We start from the raw sequence: 14,687 nt of genomic DNA on the forward strand, positions 1-14,687 counted from the left end.
TTAGAGGACAGTGCGCTGCCCGCCGTCGCCACGGCGGGTGAGCTTGTGCTCATCCATATATTCCAGCAGCGGAATTGCGATACGCCGGGACGTGTCCAAGGCCTTACGCGCCTGGGACACGCTAAACGGCTGCTCCAGGCCGGCCAGTGTTGTTGCGGCAAGGCGTGGGGCGCTGGGGAGCAGGATGATGTCGCGGTCAGCACCGAGCCGGATGATACGACCGGCCTTTTCTGCGGCTGCCAGTTGTTTGGGGTTGAGTTTCAGGTCACGGATTTCGTCCGCTTCGGGGGCGCGGAACGGTTCGCTGTCCAACCATTCCTCGATGGTAGCGATGCCTTCTTCAGCAGCCCCGAGGTCAACCTTGTGCGCGGCATCGACGACGCGGCCCTCGCTTTCACTCAAGCCTGTCTTTTCAATAACCACGTCTAAAAGCTCCTCGGCGGGCAACCCGAGAGCACTCAGCGCAGCGCCACGGGTAATACCGGGGTGCAGCGGATCAGACTGTGCGACGGCACTTTTCAGTTGCGTAGCCCAGGTGTCCACGGCATCGTCAGCTACGACCCACGCCCCTACCGTCGAAAGTCCTGCGAGGTCCCAGCCTTGGGCGCGCGCATCTGCGACACGCATGACGCGACGTTGCCCCAGCTTGGTCCGAGCGGTCAGCCCCCGGAGGAACTCCGCGTGGCGTGCAGAAGACCCCCTGCCCTGAAGCGGCTCCGGATCCACGTCCAAGATTTCTACACCGGCGAATACCGCGTGGTCGCCAGGCGCACGCAGGACCAAACGGCCGTGGCGGGTAAGTGCCATTTTTCGGGGTAAGGTGAGCCGGACGTGGTCGTCGTCAAGCTTGCGGACACTAGCGTTGACCTCTACTGTGCCGATGTGCGCTGCGACCTCACGCGGGATGTCTGAAAGGCCCTGCCCGGTGAGCCGGCGTACGTCAATGCTGTCAGTCAGCCACCACGCGCCGGGGGTCAGCAGCTGGTCGCCGCGGTGGACCACGTCTGCATCGACTCCTCGAATGTTGACGGCAACGCGGTTGATCGGGCCGATGCGTCCTTCAGCAACCTCCTCGGATTGCAGGCCACGCACCGTGATAGTGCGGGAAATCCTTTTCCCCGCGAGTTGCAGGGTCTGTCCTTCTGCGATGGTGCCTGCGGCGAGCGTCCCCGTCACCACGGTGCCCGCCCCCTTGATTACGAACGACCGGTCCAGCCACATGCGCACGGGTGCCTCCGGATCCGGCTGCGGACTCCGCGTAAGCACCTGGTCGAGGACATTTTTCAGGTCCTCCATGCCGGTGCCAGCAATCGCGGATACGGGAACAATTGGCGCACCCGCCAGCCCGGTCTGAGCAAGACGGGTTTGAATATCGGCTGTTACCTCGTTGATCTGTTCCGGGGTCGCTTTGTCTGCACGGGTTAACGCGACCAATCCGTGCGTGATGCCTAACGCATGCAAAGCGTCCAGATGGTCTGTGGACTGCTGCTGCCACCCCTGGTCGGCGGCCACGACGAACATGACCACCGGCACCGGGCCGATACCGGCGAGCATATTGCCTAAGAATTTCTCGTGGCCTGGGACGTCGACAAATGCCACGTTCTTACCGCCGGGCAGGTCCACCCACACGAAACCAAGATCAATGGTTAGGCCGCGATCTTTTTCTTCCGCCCACCGGTCGGGGTCACGGCCGGTCAGTGCTTGGACGAGGGTGGACTTGCCATGGTCGACGTGACCGGCTGTGGCTACTACGTACACGAGCTGCTCTTACCTTTCTTGTTGCATGCGCTGAAGTGCCGTGGCGATGCGCTGGGCGACGACCACGTCCTGTTCAACCGGGATGCATCGCAGGTCCACCAGGCATATTCCATCGTGTGTGCGTGGTAAAACCTGCTGTTCACGCAGGTACGGCGCGCATCCTTCGGGGAGTTGTACAGCCCACCCGGGCAGGGCCACACCGGGGGCGCCCCCACCGCCGACGCGACCATCGTGAGGCACTACCGTGGCGCCGACCTCAGCTGCGATAGCCTCTGCACGCGTGCGAAGTGAATCCGCATCCGCGTGCAAATATTCCTGAACGGGGGTGCGGTGCCGCACCGTGGCCTCCAGTCCGGCATGGCGGATCTTGTCGTATCGCACTGCCCGGTGCAGCGGGTGCTTCTTCAGTTTTGCAATGACATCCTTGCGCCCTAAAAGGATTCCGGCTTGAGGCCCGCCCAGCAGCTTGTCGCCCGAGGCGATCACCACATCCGCGCCTTGTTCCAAAGCCTCATGGATATCGGGCTCGGTAGGGATTACTTCGTCGTGGGTGAGCAGGCCAGATCCTAGGTCTACGATGAGGTACAAACCGTGCTCGTCAGCGATTTCCCGCAGCGTAGGAACATCCACGCTTGCGGTGAAACCTTCGACCCGGAAATTCGAGGGATGCACTTTGAGTATGGCTCTAGCATCTGGGCGCTGCGTGGCCACGCGGTAGTCGGACGCGTGCGTGCGGTTCGTCGCGCCAATCTCGTGGAGACGCACAGCAGTACTTTCTATGAGTTCGGGGAGGCGGAAACCAGCCCCGATCTCGACCAACTCGCCGCGTGAAATGATAGTTTCGCCGTTGCCGCAGAGGGCGGCCGTCGTTAAGAGCAGGCCCGCTGCCCCGTTATTCACCACCAGCGCATCTTCCGCAGCCGGGGTCGCGCGCAGCAACGCTTCGGTAGTGCCCCGCCCTCGGGAGGAAGAGCGCTGGCCCGTCTTCAGGTCCAGCTCCACGTCCACGTAGCCTGATGCCTGAGCCATAGCCTCCACGGCTGCCGGAGAGAGCGGCGCCCGGCCCAGGTTCGTGTGCACAACCACGCCAGTGGCGTTGAGGACCGGTGTCAGTGAACCGGGACTGCGCAGTTCCGCGAGCACGTTCGGCAGGACTTCTTCTGGGGTGATGTCTAAGGCGCGCGCACGAGCCTGCTGCGCTGCTATGACAGATTTCACCACTGCGGGTTCTGCATCGAGGGCCCGGATTTCCGGGTGGTCGAGCAAAGTGTCGGTACGTGGGATTCTGCGCCGGGGATCCTCAGGCATGCGGGAATTACCTCTTCATACGGTGATTGTCAGTGCAGCACGGGTACGCTGCACTATTCTCCCCCACAGTAATAGCCCCCAAAGAATTTGGCGGAGACGGACGGGAATCGAACCCGCCAAGCCGAGATTCTCAACTTCACTGGTTTTGAAGACCAGGGTGCCCACCAGGACACGTACGCCTCCGTCGGCCATACTACCAAGGGCCTTAAGCATCCCTTGACGCTGGTCCCTACACTGGGGCGCATGACTGATGTAAACCTAGACAACATTGCATTGACTAGCTTCGCTGCCGGCGGCGGCTGCGCCTGCAAAATCCCGCCGGGACAGCTCGAAGACGTAGTCAAAGACTTGGTCGGGGTGCACGATCCGAATGTTCTTGTAGGGCTTGACGACGGCGACGACGCCGCCGCTATCCGCATCAACGACAATCAGGCCGTCATCTCCACAACAGACTTCTTTACCCCCGTGGTCAACGACCCGTATGACTGGGGCCGCATCGCCGCGACTAACGCACTGTCCGACATTTACGCCATGGGCGGCACCCCCATCACCACGATCAACATTGTGGGCTGGCCGCAAGACACCCTCCCGCTGGAGATTCTGCGCGAAGTCCTCCGCGGCGGAATGGATGTGGCCACCGCGGCCAACATTGCGGTGACCGGCGGCCACTCCATCAAGGCGCCCGAGCCGTTCTATGGCCAGGCCGCGACCGGTTTAGCTGACCCGAATCGTCTGATGCGTAACGACGTCGCCGAGGCCGGCCTGCCCATCACCCTGACTAAGCCGATTGGTGTGGGCATCCTCAATAATCGCCACAAGAAGACCGGCCACGTATTCGAGAACGCCATCGAATCCATGACCACCCTGAACCGTGACGCTTCCCAGGCAGCGCTCACCGCCGGCGTCACAGCGGCCACCGATGTCACCGGCTTCGGTCTGCTCGGCCACTTGCACAAGATGATGCGCGCCTCCGGCGTATCTGCGGTGCTGGATTCTTCAGCAGTACCCGTCCTTGAGGGTGCACGTGAGTCCCTGGACGAGGGCTTCATTCCAGGTGGCAGCCGCTCTAACTTGGATTGGGTCCGTCCGCACATCGAGGCCGCGGATAGCTTGGATGAGCATGACTTGATTCTGCTTGCCGACGCCCAAACCTCCGGTGGCCTACTGGTCATTGGCGAGGTTCCCGGCTACCCGATCATCGGGGAAACTGTGGAAGCCCAGGGCGAGACAACAATCGCGATTAAGTAATCCCGCCCGCAACAAGGCTGAGGCCCCGGAAGAAATTCTTCCGGGGCCTCCATCCGTTCTACATCCTTGTTCTAGAACGCGGTGGTGATGGAATCACCTGTGATTCCCTGCTCTTGGCGAGCTTTCAGACGATCACGCTGTGGCTCAACCACGTACTTGGGGTCCTTCGTGGACTCCAAGCCCGCGTACACCACGCCGAAGCGGGTTAACGCGGAGGCGGTCATGAGCATCGCTCCAGAGACAGCGGCACCGACCTGGTTCCGGCCGATGGTCGCGGTGCTGAGCGCTCCGGTAATCACCAGGATTTCTGCCCAGTGCATCCACTGGCCAGGTTTGCCGGTGTGGTACGGCTCATTTTCTACTGGGTGCATGCCCTTGTCCATCAGCTTGGTCACAAGAATGTCACCCGCAGCACCGGCTAACGCGAACTTGCGCGCAGGCCCTGCTTCACTAACGGGAGTCACCAGCATTGTCGCGCCGCCCGCGGCCAAGGATGCCGAGCTTGCGAACAGGAATGGCAGGTACTTACGAGCGCCACTCCACGCCGGGTTCGAGGTACCACCCAGCAGCACGCTGGTGTAGGTTGCCAGCAGGCCACCGAGGCCCGCAGCCACGGTTCCGGCCGGCTTTGCAGACCAGTGAATGAACCTGCGGACGAACTTGGGTAGCGGGAACTTGCGGTAGGTGATCTTGTCCAGCTCCGTGAGCGCCGGCATGGCCAGCGACGTTGCGAAGCTGGCCAGAATCCACGAGCCCAGCGACATCGGGGACGATAGCTTGACCACGCGCATCATGTTCAGGAAGCGCGAGGGCCGTCCCAAGTCCTCCACGAGGAACAACGATCCCAAGCCGACGGTAGCAAGCGACAGGATGCGTCCGTTACGACGCAGACGCGGGCGCCCCGTACGGCGTCCACCTTCGGCCAGAATCGCGGAGCCACCCGCGACACCACCCAGGAAAAGGTAGCCGGCAATCGGCCATTCCCACGGTGGTGGCTTGACGATGGATCGCCCGTAGTAGGAGTCGAACTCCGCGTCGGGAACCATCATCATTTCCTGGCCGCCGTCGCCGGATACGTTGGCTTTCTTCTTCTTTTTCTTCTTCTTACCGCCGAAGTAGCGCTTGCGCTCTGGTGGGCGGGCTTCGTCGAAGTCGTAGTCGAATGAGCTCACTATTTCTCTCCTCCGAGCATGAACATTGCTGCTGCGGCACCCATCATGCCGGCCGCGCCGAGCGCTGCACGCGCCCAAGTGTTCGGCATGTTTTCGGTGGGAACGACGGGATCTGGCGGCAGGCCGTAGACTTCGGGTTCGTCGAGAAGCAAGAAGATAGAGCCGGTACCGCCTACGCCGTCGGCACTGTTAGCACCGTAGAGGCGGGCTTCGGTCATTCCCTGCGCATGCAGCTGGCGGACGCGTTCGCGGGCCTGCTGGAGCAGATCATCGTGGTCGCCGAACTTGATTGAGGTCGTTGGGCAGGCCTTGGCACACGCTGGGGTCTCCCCGACCTTGAGGCGGTCGTAGCACAGCGTGCACTTCTGGGCCACGCCGACGTTTTTCTTCGGCGGTTGCACGCCCGGGGTGAAGTCTGGTGCCGTCTCACGCAAGTCGCCGAACAGTCGACGCCCAAGCGTGGTCAGACCACCGACAATGCCACCCTTGGTCGGTTCTGGCATATCCAGGTGCGAAGGTTCGCGCTGCTGCGAGGGCTCCTGCTGGTTCACGTGCGGCGCCGCATCGTGGTCGGTCTGGATGGACACGCCACCGTCGTCGCGGCGTTCAATCACGCCGAACGGGCAGCCCGCCACGCAGGTACCGCAGCCGTTGCACACGTCGTCCTGCACCACCACAGTGCCGAACTCTGTACGGAACAGCGCGCCCGTCGGGCACACGTCCAGGCAACCGGCGTGGGTGCAGTGCTTGCACACGTCCGAGGACATGAGCCAACGGAAGTCCGGCGTGTTTGGCGGCGTGGTGTCCACGTTCGAGAGGTCTTCAGGCTGCTTATCGACGGTGGAAATCGTCGGCATACCCAACGAAATCAGCTTCCGGCCGGATTGCTTTGCCTTCTCGATGCGGTCTTCATCCTGTTCGATGAAAGCCACGTGACGCCACGTATCCGCGCCCAAGGAACCGGTGTTGTCGAAGGACGAACCCAAGAGCTCGTAATCCCCATCGACTGGGTTCCGGTTCCATTCCTTACACGCCACCTCGCAGGCTTTACAGCCAATACAAATGGACGTATCAGTGAAGAAGCCCTTGCGCGACTCTGTCGTGTCGTAGGAGACCGCAGCATTACGCTCGACCAAGCGGTTGAGGTTGCTTGCCATTTACTTCTCCTCCTTCTTCTCTTCAGCTTCGCGCTCGTGCGCTTCTTCGAGACGTTCCACGTCTTCTTCGACTTCCTCAGCAAGCGCCGGGTTTACACCACCGGATTCTCCGTGGAGTTCACCGTAATCATCGGGTTCCGGTTTTTCTTCCGGGGCTGACAACAAGGTGTTACCGGTGTCCGTCGTCAAGCCAGCTCGACGCTGGTAGAGCTCCAGCAGCTCGATGTTGGCCTGGCCACGTGGGCGGCGTCCCGGGCGGATGTCTACAGCACCAATCTTGGATTCCTGGATCTGGACGTTCGGATCCAGTGTGAGGCCCAAGAGGTCGTTCGCAGCATCACCCTTGACCACGGCTTCATCGCCCTGGCCCCAGTGATACGGCAAACCGATCTGGTAGAAATCGCGGCCATTGATCTTGAGCGTGGTCATACGCTCTGTCACCAGGACGCGAGCCTCAATCACCGCACGCGGCGAAATCAGCGTTGCCCAACCACCGTTTTCCAATCCACGCAGTTCGGCAAGTTCTGGCGACACTTCGCAGAACATCTCCGGCTGCAGCTCAGACAGGTACGGCAGGAAGCGACTCATACCACCAGCGGTGTGGTGTTCCGTCAGACGGTAGGTGGTGAAGATGAACGGATAAATCTCCGAACCCTTCTCGCCGAACGACGGCGCCGAGAGGTTGTCTTCGCGGCGGAAGACCACACGTGTCGGCGACTTCTGCTGCGTGTACATCAGGTTCGGCGACGGCGATTCCTGTGGCTCGTAGTGCGTCGGAAGCGGACCATCCTTGGTACCACTTGGCGCGAAGAGCCAGCCCTTGCCGTCTGCCTGCATGATGAACGCGTCCGTACCCGACAGCGCAGCAGGGCCAACCGCACCCTGCTCCGGACGGTGATCCGGGGCAAGTCCGACTGGGAAGTCTGGAACGTCAGGGCCAACCCACTGGCGCTTTTCAGCATCCCAGTAGATCAACTTCTTCTTCTCAGACCACGGTTTGCCGTCAGGGTCCGCCGAGGCACGGTTGTACAGCACCAGGCGGTTAGCCGGCCAGACCCAACCCCACTTACCGGAGTAAGTCGGATCCTGCTCGAAGCGCGACACCTTATTCTTCGCCTGGTTAATACCGCCAGCGTAGACACCGGTGTAGATCCAGCAACCGCCGGAGGTGGAGCCGTCGTCAGACATCTCGTTGAAGTTGCTGAGCAGCTCGCCCTTCTTATCGCCTTCGAGGTGATAGCCGTTAATTTCCTTGAGCACGTCCTCGGCAATCGGGTTGCCGTGGCCGTCCAACTGGTAATCCCAGGTCATCATCTTGAGCGGAATATCGCGTGGATCATCCGAGTTGGCGATGCGCTCGCGAATCTTCACACCAAGCTTGTAGAAGAACTCCAGCTCGGCTTCCGAATCACCCGGTGGGTTCAGGGCCTTGTAACGCCACTGCACCATGCGCTGCGTCTGGGTGAAGGTGCCTTCCTTTTCCACATGGTTTGCACATGGCATGAAGAAGACTTCCGTGTCGATATCCTCCGGTGACAGTTCACCGGTTTCAATCTCTGGGGAATCCTTCCAGAACGTAGCCGTTTCGATCATCTGCATATCGCGGACGACCATCCACTTGAGGTGGCTGAGCGCCTTGCGCTGCATGCGACCGTGCGCGGAACCGACAACCGGGTTCTGGCCGAAGACGAAGTAACCATCGACCTCATCACGCATCATGGCCATCGCGGTCTGATAGGTGCCCAAAGGACCATCAAGGCGCGGTAGCCAGTCGTAACCGAAGTTGTTCTCCTTCGTCGCGTTCTCACCGAAGTATGCCTTCAACAAGGACACGCCATACTTACCGCCGTTTGCCCAGAAGCCCTTCTGGGTGGGATCGCCACAGGCTTTCTTCCAATCGTCGAGAGTGTCCTCCGCGACGGTTGGCATCGGCAAGTAGCCCGGCAGCAGGTGGAACAGCGTCGGAATATCCGTGGAACCCTGAATCGAGGCGTGACCACGAAGAGCCATGATGCCCGAGCCAGGACGGCCAACGTTACCCAACAACAACTGGACAATGGTGCCCGTACGGATGAACTGCGCACCCAACGAGTGCTGGGTCCAGCCCACGGCGTACGCGAAGCAGGTGGTGCGCTCGCGCCCGGAATTCTCCGTGACGGTCTTGGCAAACCACTCGAACTCCTCTGCGGAAATGCCGCAGACCTTCTCCACCATCTCAGGTGTGTAGCGCTGGTAGTGGCGCTACAGAATCTGGAAGACCGTGTTCGGATGCTGCAAGGTTTCGTCGGTCTTGTTGGTCCAGTGACCAGCCCAACCTTCAACGCCTTCCGCAGCGTTCTCCGGATCCTTCTGCGCGTACTGCCACGACGCATTGTCATACTTACCGGTCTCCGGGTCGTAGCCGGAGAACAGACCGTCAAGGTCTTCGGTGTCGACGTAATCATCGGAGATGATTGACGCAGCGTTGGTGTACGCAAGCACGTAATCGTGGAACCACAGGTCGTTGTCCAAGATGTACTTAATCAGCGCACCAAGGAGTACAACGTCCGAGCCAGCACGAATTGGAATGTGCTTGTCCGCCTGTGCGGAGGTACGGGAGAAACGTGGGTCAATGTGGATTACCTTTGCGCCACGCTTCTTGGCCTCAATCACCCATTGGAAACCAACCGGGTGTGCTTCAGCCATGTTCGACCCTTGAATGACAATGCAATCAGCATTCGCCATATCCTGCAGTGGCTGGGTCGCGCCACCGCGGCCAAACGAAGTTCCCAGACCGGGAACTGTAGCGGAGTGTCAAATACGAGCCTGGTTCTCGATTTGGACCGCGCCAGCAGCAGTGAACAGCTTCTTAATGAGGTAATTCTCCTCATTATCCAGCGTCGCACCACCCAGGGCTGCAATACCCATGGTGCGCGACACTCGCTGACCCTTTGCGTTAACGTCCTGCCAGTGGTTGCGACGCGCTTCAACGAAGCGATCCGCAATCATGTCAGTGGCGGTTTCGCGGTCCAGCTTGACCCACTCACGCGAACGCGGTGCACGGTATAGGACATCCGTGACACGCGTTGAGGAGTTGATCAACTGCTCAGATGCGGAACCTTTAGGGCAGAGACGTCCGCGAGAAATTGGGGAATCCGGGTCACCTTCGACCTGGATAACTTTCTCGTCCTTGACGTACACGCGCTGGCCACATCCAACCGCACAGAAAGGGCATACCGACTGCACGACGCGATCAGCGTCCGCAATACGCGGCTTCAGCTCCTTCGACTTGTGCGATTGAGTGCTTTCGCCACGCGCGAACGGGTCGGCGCCACGAAGCTGCCGGATAACCGGCCAATCGAGGAAATTAATACGGGACATACGTGCTACTTTAACCCCCGTTTCAGATAACTGCCAATTACCCTGCACTTCCCTAAACCTTGGCTTGAGGTGCACTTTCTTTTACATGCATGACACGTCACCTAAGGTACGAACGTGCACTTACCCAAAAGTGGAGTCGGCCCCCTGTGGGGTAACAAGCAAATATTGTGGCTGCCACAAGGTTATTATATTCACCGTGAACCTCGCCATGACCCTGTGGCGCGAATATTTTTCTCAGTACTTAAAGCTGCAAGGAGCACATATGCCCCGGTCCTCTTCGGCCGCAACCTCCTCCACAACTTCCTCCTCGACGCACCACCATTCCGTCTGGCCCGGACTCATCGTCTGCGCGGTCATCGGATTAGTGTGCATTGGGCTATCGAAGCTTGTTCCGAACCTCTCGGCGATGCTCGTAGCGATCATTCTCGGCGTCGTTGCGCGCAACACCATCAACATTCCGGTGGCCTTCGACAAAGGCATTGGGGTCGCTGCAAAATCCGTACTGCGCTGGGGCGTAGTCCTGCTTGGCCTGCAGGTCTCCTTGGGCGAGATCCTAGGCCTTGGCTGGGGCGTGCTTATCACCGTTATCGCATGCGTGGCCATCACCTTCGTTTCCACTATCGCCTTAGGTAAAGCGCTCAAGGTCGACCACGAACTGACCACGCTTATCGCCGCAGGCTTTTCCATCTGTGGCGCCGCGGCTGTAGCAGGCGCACAAGGCGTGGTGCGCGCGACGCAAGAAAAGGTCGCCGCAGCTGTGGCGCTCGTGGTGCTTTTTGGCACACTTATGATTCCCAGCGGGCTCCTCATTATTAACGTCTTTGGCTTAGGTGACACCGGTGCCGGCATCTTCATCGGCGGCTCTACGCATGAGGTAGCCCAAGTTGTGGCAACCGGCGGCATCGCCGGCGGCGGAGCACTGTTGACCACCGCGATCACGGTCAAACTGGCCCGCGTCGCCTGTCTCGCCCCAGTCATCATGAGCCTGTCCGCGACACAAAAGAAAGGCCCCGCAGAAGACTCCCGTCCACCACTGCTGCCCTTGTTCGTCGTCGGTTTCATCGCAATGATGCTCATCGCAACCACCGGCTGGGTGCCCGAATCCGTCATGGGCGTGGCTCATTTCCTCCAACAGTTCTTGCTGGCAACAGCCATGTTCGCACTCGGCTTGGGCGTGCACTTTAAATCGCTGATCAAACTCGGTGGCCGCCCAGTAATACTCGGTGCACTGTCCACCGTCATCATCTGTGCAGTAGCGCTCATCGGCGTAGCACTGGTCGCATAAGCACCCACGCCTACACGGCACGTACCGCGAGTACCCCAAGGACAATCACAATAAGGCCCACAATTTGGCGCGCCGCCACCGGAATACGGCGCGCGCCCAGGGCCCCGGTGGCGTCGATAAGCTGAGACAACAGCATGTTGCCTGCTAGGACCGCGACCACGGTGACCCCGGCTCCAATAATCGGGACCAGCGCGGCAGCCCCTGCAACGTAGACAGCACCCAAGACTCCGCCGAACCACATCCACCGGGACCCTTCGCCAGTGGTGCCCTTGCGAGGCCACGCGCGCAAGGCCCCAACCAGCACGATGAGCAAGACCGTGCCCACCGAAAACGAGACCAGCGCTGCGGAAATCGGCGACCCCAACACCACGCCCAACGTGCCATTAATGGCCATCTGGGTGGCCGTACACACCCCGGCCAGCACACCAAGCGCCCGCCATAACCACAGCCCCTGGGAATGCGCGTGGCCGGTCTGTAGCCCGGGCCTATACACAACGATAAAAACGCCGAAGCACACCAATGCTGCCCCGAGCACACGCCACACAGACAAAGATCGTTGCTGGGCACCGAATACACCCCACTGGTCGATCACCATGGCCGCAGCAATCTGCCCAACGATGGGAAGCACCACGGTCTCTACCCCGCCCAGCCTGGGAAATAACACGATGTTGCCGGTCAGGAAGATCACACCCAGCACCCCGCCCGTCCAAATCCACCACGGCTGTCCGGCCGCCTGCCCGAACGGCGGCAGCAGAGCCGAAAATAGGATGAAGTGCAGCACCAGCAAGCTCAGCGTTCCCACCGCAAAGGAAATCAGCGAGGACATGAGCGGATGCCCAACAAACGTACGCAGGCGCGCATTCACGGCGGTTTGCGCAGGCGTACACCACCCCACGAGCACAGCACTTAGTAGCGCAAGCATGTCCTTACCTCCCTGCAGTCCGTAGCGCGGGAATGTGACCACCCGCACACAGTGTGGTTGAACTTTAATGCCAAACGCCCGCCAAACCTAGCCAGAGACACATCTGACGCTTTATTTATTCAGTACGCAGGTACACTCTTGAGGTGCCTGTCCTGACACGAAAATCTAGAAAGTGTGTGGCATAGAGATGCACCACGATGGCGTCGATAAGCAACCAGTTACCCCGCCTAAGTTCCACTACGAGTGGCTCGGCGGCGAGTTAAGTTGCGGGGAGCTCTTGCTCAAGCTCAAGGGCGTGATGGAAGAAAACCTGCAACCTGGCCAGATCATCAAGATGGTCACCGGGGATCCCGGCGCGTTCATCGACGTCCCCGCGTGGTGCGGTTTAACTGGCCATGAACTCATGCTGCGGGACGGGCACGACTATTACATCCGTTTCCTACCGCACACGAAAGGTGCTTGATATGTCTACTGGAAAATTCTGCGTCGTGATCAATCACGCTAAGGACAACACCGACCAGGCGACCGTCGGTTTCGTCGTCGCAAACGCTGCCCTGGCTTCCGCACAGGACACCATGGTCTTCCTCTCCACTGAGGGCGCATGGCTGGCGGACAAAGAATACGCCAACGACATCCACGAGGAAGGCTTCGCTCCGCTGGCTGAGCTGCGCGACAACTTCGTCAAGGCGGGCGGCAAGCTCTATGTCTGCGCTCCATGTGTGAAGAAGCGCGGCATTGAAGAATCGCTTATCGACGGCGCCGAAATCGTCGGCGGCGCAAAGCTCGTAGAGTTCCTCTCCGACGGCACCCCATCTGTCGGCTACTAAGGAGAACTCCGTGTCACAACACCCCTATACCCCCGATACCAGTTTCGACGGGGGAAACCTTGACTGTGGCAACGGCCTTTTGCTCCTGATCCGCCAGCACATTGACCCGCTCGAGCCGGGCCAGTTGCTGGAAATCAAGTCCACCGAACCGACCGTGGAAGGCGACCTGCCGTCCTGGTGCCGCATGACCAAAAATGACCTGGTCAACGTATACAAGGACGGCGACCAGTGGAGCTTCCTGGTCTCTAAGGGCGCTTTCGTGGCACCTGACGCAGAGGGCTCCGCGCCGGGTGCCACCGAGCCCGACCCGGAGGCGACCGTTCCGGCTACCGCCGTAGATTTCCCCGTGGCGAAGACTGGCGTGAAGGTCTCCCGGCGCGCCGACGGTTCTGAGAAGAAACAGATGCCGATTACGCAGAAGGTGGAGGAACCGTACATTCCGGAATCCTTGCCAGAGCCTGCACCTGCTGAGCCTTTGAAGCCGTTGTCCGTGGTCAGCCTGGGTTCGTGGCCGCGTCCGCGGTGGCTGCTGGAATCGCTGCACCTCCACCTGGAGGGGCGCATGTCCGATGAGGACTTCCAAGCAGACGCCGACGATGCGGTGCGTTTGGCTGTGGCTGCACAGGAGCGCGCTGATATCGACGCCGTTTCTGACGGCGAGCAGCGCCGCGACAATTACTCGTCCTTCGTGGGCGGGCTGTTGCAAAACTCGCAGCTCATCCCGGTCACAGACTTGCTGCCGTATGTGGACGATCCGGAGGAGTTCCGCCGTGAACTCGATGCGCTGGATGTTCCCGCGGGCGAGGTCCGCCACCCGGCTGTCTTCGGGCCGCTGGGCCGTAACAAGCCGCTGACCACCCACGAGCTGACCTTCGCGCAGTCCATCACGGACAAGCCCGTGAAGATGAGCTTGCCCGGACCGTACCTCCTGACTCGCACCATGTGGATGGAGTGCATCTCCGACCGCGCGTACGACAACCGTGAAGATCTTGCGGTAGACATCGTGCGAGTGCTGCGGGAGGAGATCGCAGACCTCCTGGCCCATGGCGCAGCCCTGGTGGAAATCGATGAGCCTGTTCTCACCGAGGTCCTCTACGGGGAATCCAGCGCAGGTGGCCGCACGTTCATGTGTGGTGCACTCGGTGAGCGTGGCGAGCGCGACTCTGAGCTCGCCTTCGCACAGAAGCTGATCCAGCAGGTCACCGAAGGCTTCCCCACGGAGCGTCTGGCACTGCATACCTGCCGTGGTAACTGGACCAACGACGAGTCCGCCGCCCTTACCGGTGACGTGGCTCCCCTGGTCCCCCTGTTTGCCAGTGTCAACGTGGGCACGTTGTTCATGGAACTGTGCACACCGCGCGCCGGCGAATTGTCCTCCTTGAAGGGCATTCGCGACGACCAGCGCGTGGGCGTCGGCGTGATTAATCAGAAGGACTCCGCGGATGAAACTGTGGAGAAGGTTCTGGAACGCGCCGAAGCTGCCATCGACATGTTCGGCGTGGACCGCGTCCTGCTCAACACTGACTGCGGTTTTGCCACATTTGCTGACAACCCAATTGAATCCGCTCGTGCAGCTGAGCGCGACCTGACGTTGATTACTCAGGCCCGCGATATCCTGCGCGAGAAATACGGTATTCAGTGATCTAATGC

The 14,687-nt window shown here is 60.4% G+C and carries 10 protein-coding genes, 1 tRNA gene and 1 pseudogene; 5 read left to right on the forward strand and 7 right to left on the reverse strand.

Annotated elements, in window-relative coordinates; translation table 11 throughout:
- The 3 genes from selB to ATK06_RS10435 form a co-directional block, all read right to left on the reverse strand.
- On the reverse strand, nucleotides 1-1,758 hold the full coding sequence (gene selB / locus ATK06_RS10425) for a selenocysteine-specific translation elongation factor (RefSeq protein WP_048380462.1): 1,758 nt from the start codon (nucleotides 1,756-1,758) through the stop codon (nucleotides 1-3).
- Between the two features lie 9 nt (nucleotides 1,759-1,767).
- A complete protein-coding gene (gene selA, locus ATK06_RS10430; protein ID WP_048380460.1) occupies nucleotides 1,768-3,066 on the reverse strand; it encodes an L-seryl-tRNA(Sec) selenium transferase in 1,299 nt (432 codons plus the stop codon).
- Between the two features lie 88 nt (nucleotides 3,067-3,154).
- Nucleotides 3,155-3,249, reverse strand: a tRNA-Sec gene (locus tag ATK06_RS10435).
- A 60-nt stretch (nucleotides 3,250-3,309) separates the two neighbouring features.
- Between ATK06_RS10435 and selD the strand changes: the two genes are divergently transcribed.
- Complete coding sequence (gene selD / locus ATK06_RS10440; protein WP_098389310.1) at nucleotides 3,310-4,314, forward strand: selenide, water dikinase SelD; 1,005 nt, start codon at nucleotides 3,310-3,312, stop codon at nucleotides 4,312-4,314.
- 71 nt (nucleotides 4,315-4,385) lie between these two features.
- On the opposite strand, the gene nrfD is transcribed toward selD, so the two are convergent.
- From nrfD to fdh, 3 genes and pseudogenes are all read right to left on the reverse strand, one after another.
- The gene (gene nrfD / locus ATK06_RS10445) at nucleotides 4,386-5,486 is read right to left on the reverse strand and encodes an NrfD/PsrC family molybdoenzyme membrane anchor subunit (protein WP_048380458.1); all 1,101 of its coding nucleotides are present in this window, start codon (nucleotides 5,484-5,486) and stop codon (nucleotides 4,386-4,388) included.
- Nucleotides 5,486-6,643, reverse strand: a complete 1,158-nt coding sequence (locus ATK06_RS10450; protein WP_098389311.1) for a 4Fe-4S dicluster domain-containing protein — start codon at nucleotides 6,641-6,643, stop codon at nucleotides 5,486-5,488. The genes nrfD and ATK06_RS10450 overlap by 1 nt, the downstream gene beginning before the upstream one ends.
- Nucleotides 6,644-6,784: 141 nt before the next feature.
- A pseudogene (gene fdh, locus ATK06_RS10455) lies at nucleotides 6,785-10,003 on the reverse strand (formate dehydrogenase); the annotation flags it as partial.
- Nucleotides 10,004-10,265: 262 nt separating this feature from the next.
- Between fdh and ATK06_RS10465 the strand changes: the two are divergent.
- Nucleotides 10,266-11,288, forward strand: coding sequence for a YeiH family protein (locus tag ATK06_RS10465; RefSeq protein ID WP_048380452.1), 1,023 nt, complete (start codon nucleotides 10,266-10,268; stop codon nucleotides 11,286-11,288).
- Nucleotides 11,289-11,298: 10 nt separating this feature from the next.
- Here the strand turns inward: ATK06_RS10465 and ATK06_RS10470 are convergent, their stop codons facing one another.
- Complete coding sequence (locus ATK06_RS10470; RefSeq protein WP_098389313.1) at nucleotides 11,299-12,210, reverse strand: DMT family transporter; 912 nt, start codon at nucleotides 12,208-12,210, stop codon at nucleotides 11,299-11,301.
- Nucleotides 12,211-12,397: 187 nt separating this feature from the next.
- On the opposite strand from ATK06_RS10470, the gene ATK06_RS10475 reads away from it, so the two are divergent.
- From ATK06_RS10475 to ATK06_RS10485, 3 genes are read left to right on the forward strand one after another with little or no spacing between them, the layout of a single operon-like run.
- Nucleotides 12,398-12,673 (forward strand): sulfurtransferase TusA family protein, encoded by a 276-nt coding sequence (locus ATK06_RS10475; RefSeq protein ID WP_048380448.1) that lies wholly within the window; start codon nucleotides 12,398-12,400, stop codon nucleotides 12,671-12,673.
- 1 nt (nucleotide 12,674) lies between these two features.
- Entirely contained in the window at nucleotides 12,675-13,037 is a 363-nt protein-coding gene (locus ATK06_RS10480) for a DsrE family protein (RefSeq protein WP_048380446.1), read from the forward strand.
- 10 nt (nucleotides 13,038-13,047) lie between these two features.
- Nucleotides 13,048-14,679: a sulfurtransferase TusA family protein gene (locus ATK06_RS10485; protein ID WP_098389314.1), complete on the forward strand. Its 1,632-nt coding sequence runs from the start codon at nucleotides 13,048-13,050 to the stop codon at nucleotides 14,677-14,679.
- Nucleotides 14,680-14,687: the final 8 nt, after the last annotated feature.

It is taken from the genome of Corynebacterium renale (assembly GCF_002563965.1).
Taxonomy (GTDB): domain Bacteria; phylum Actinomycetota; class Actinomycetes; order Mycobacteriales; family Mycobacteriaceae; genus Corynebacterium; species Corynebacterium renale.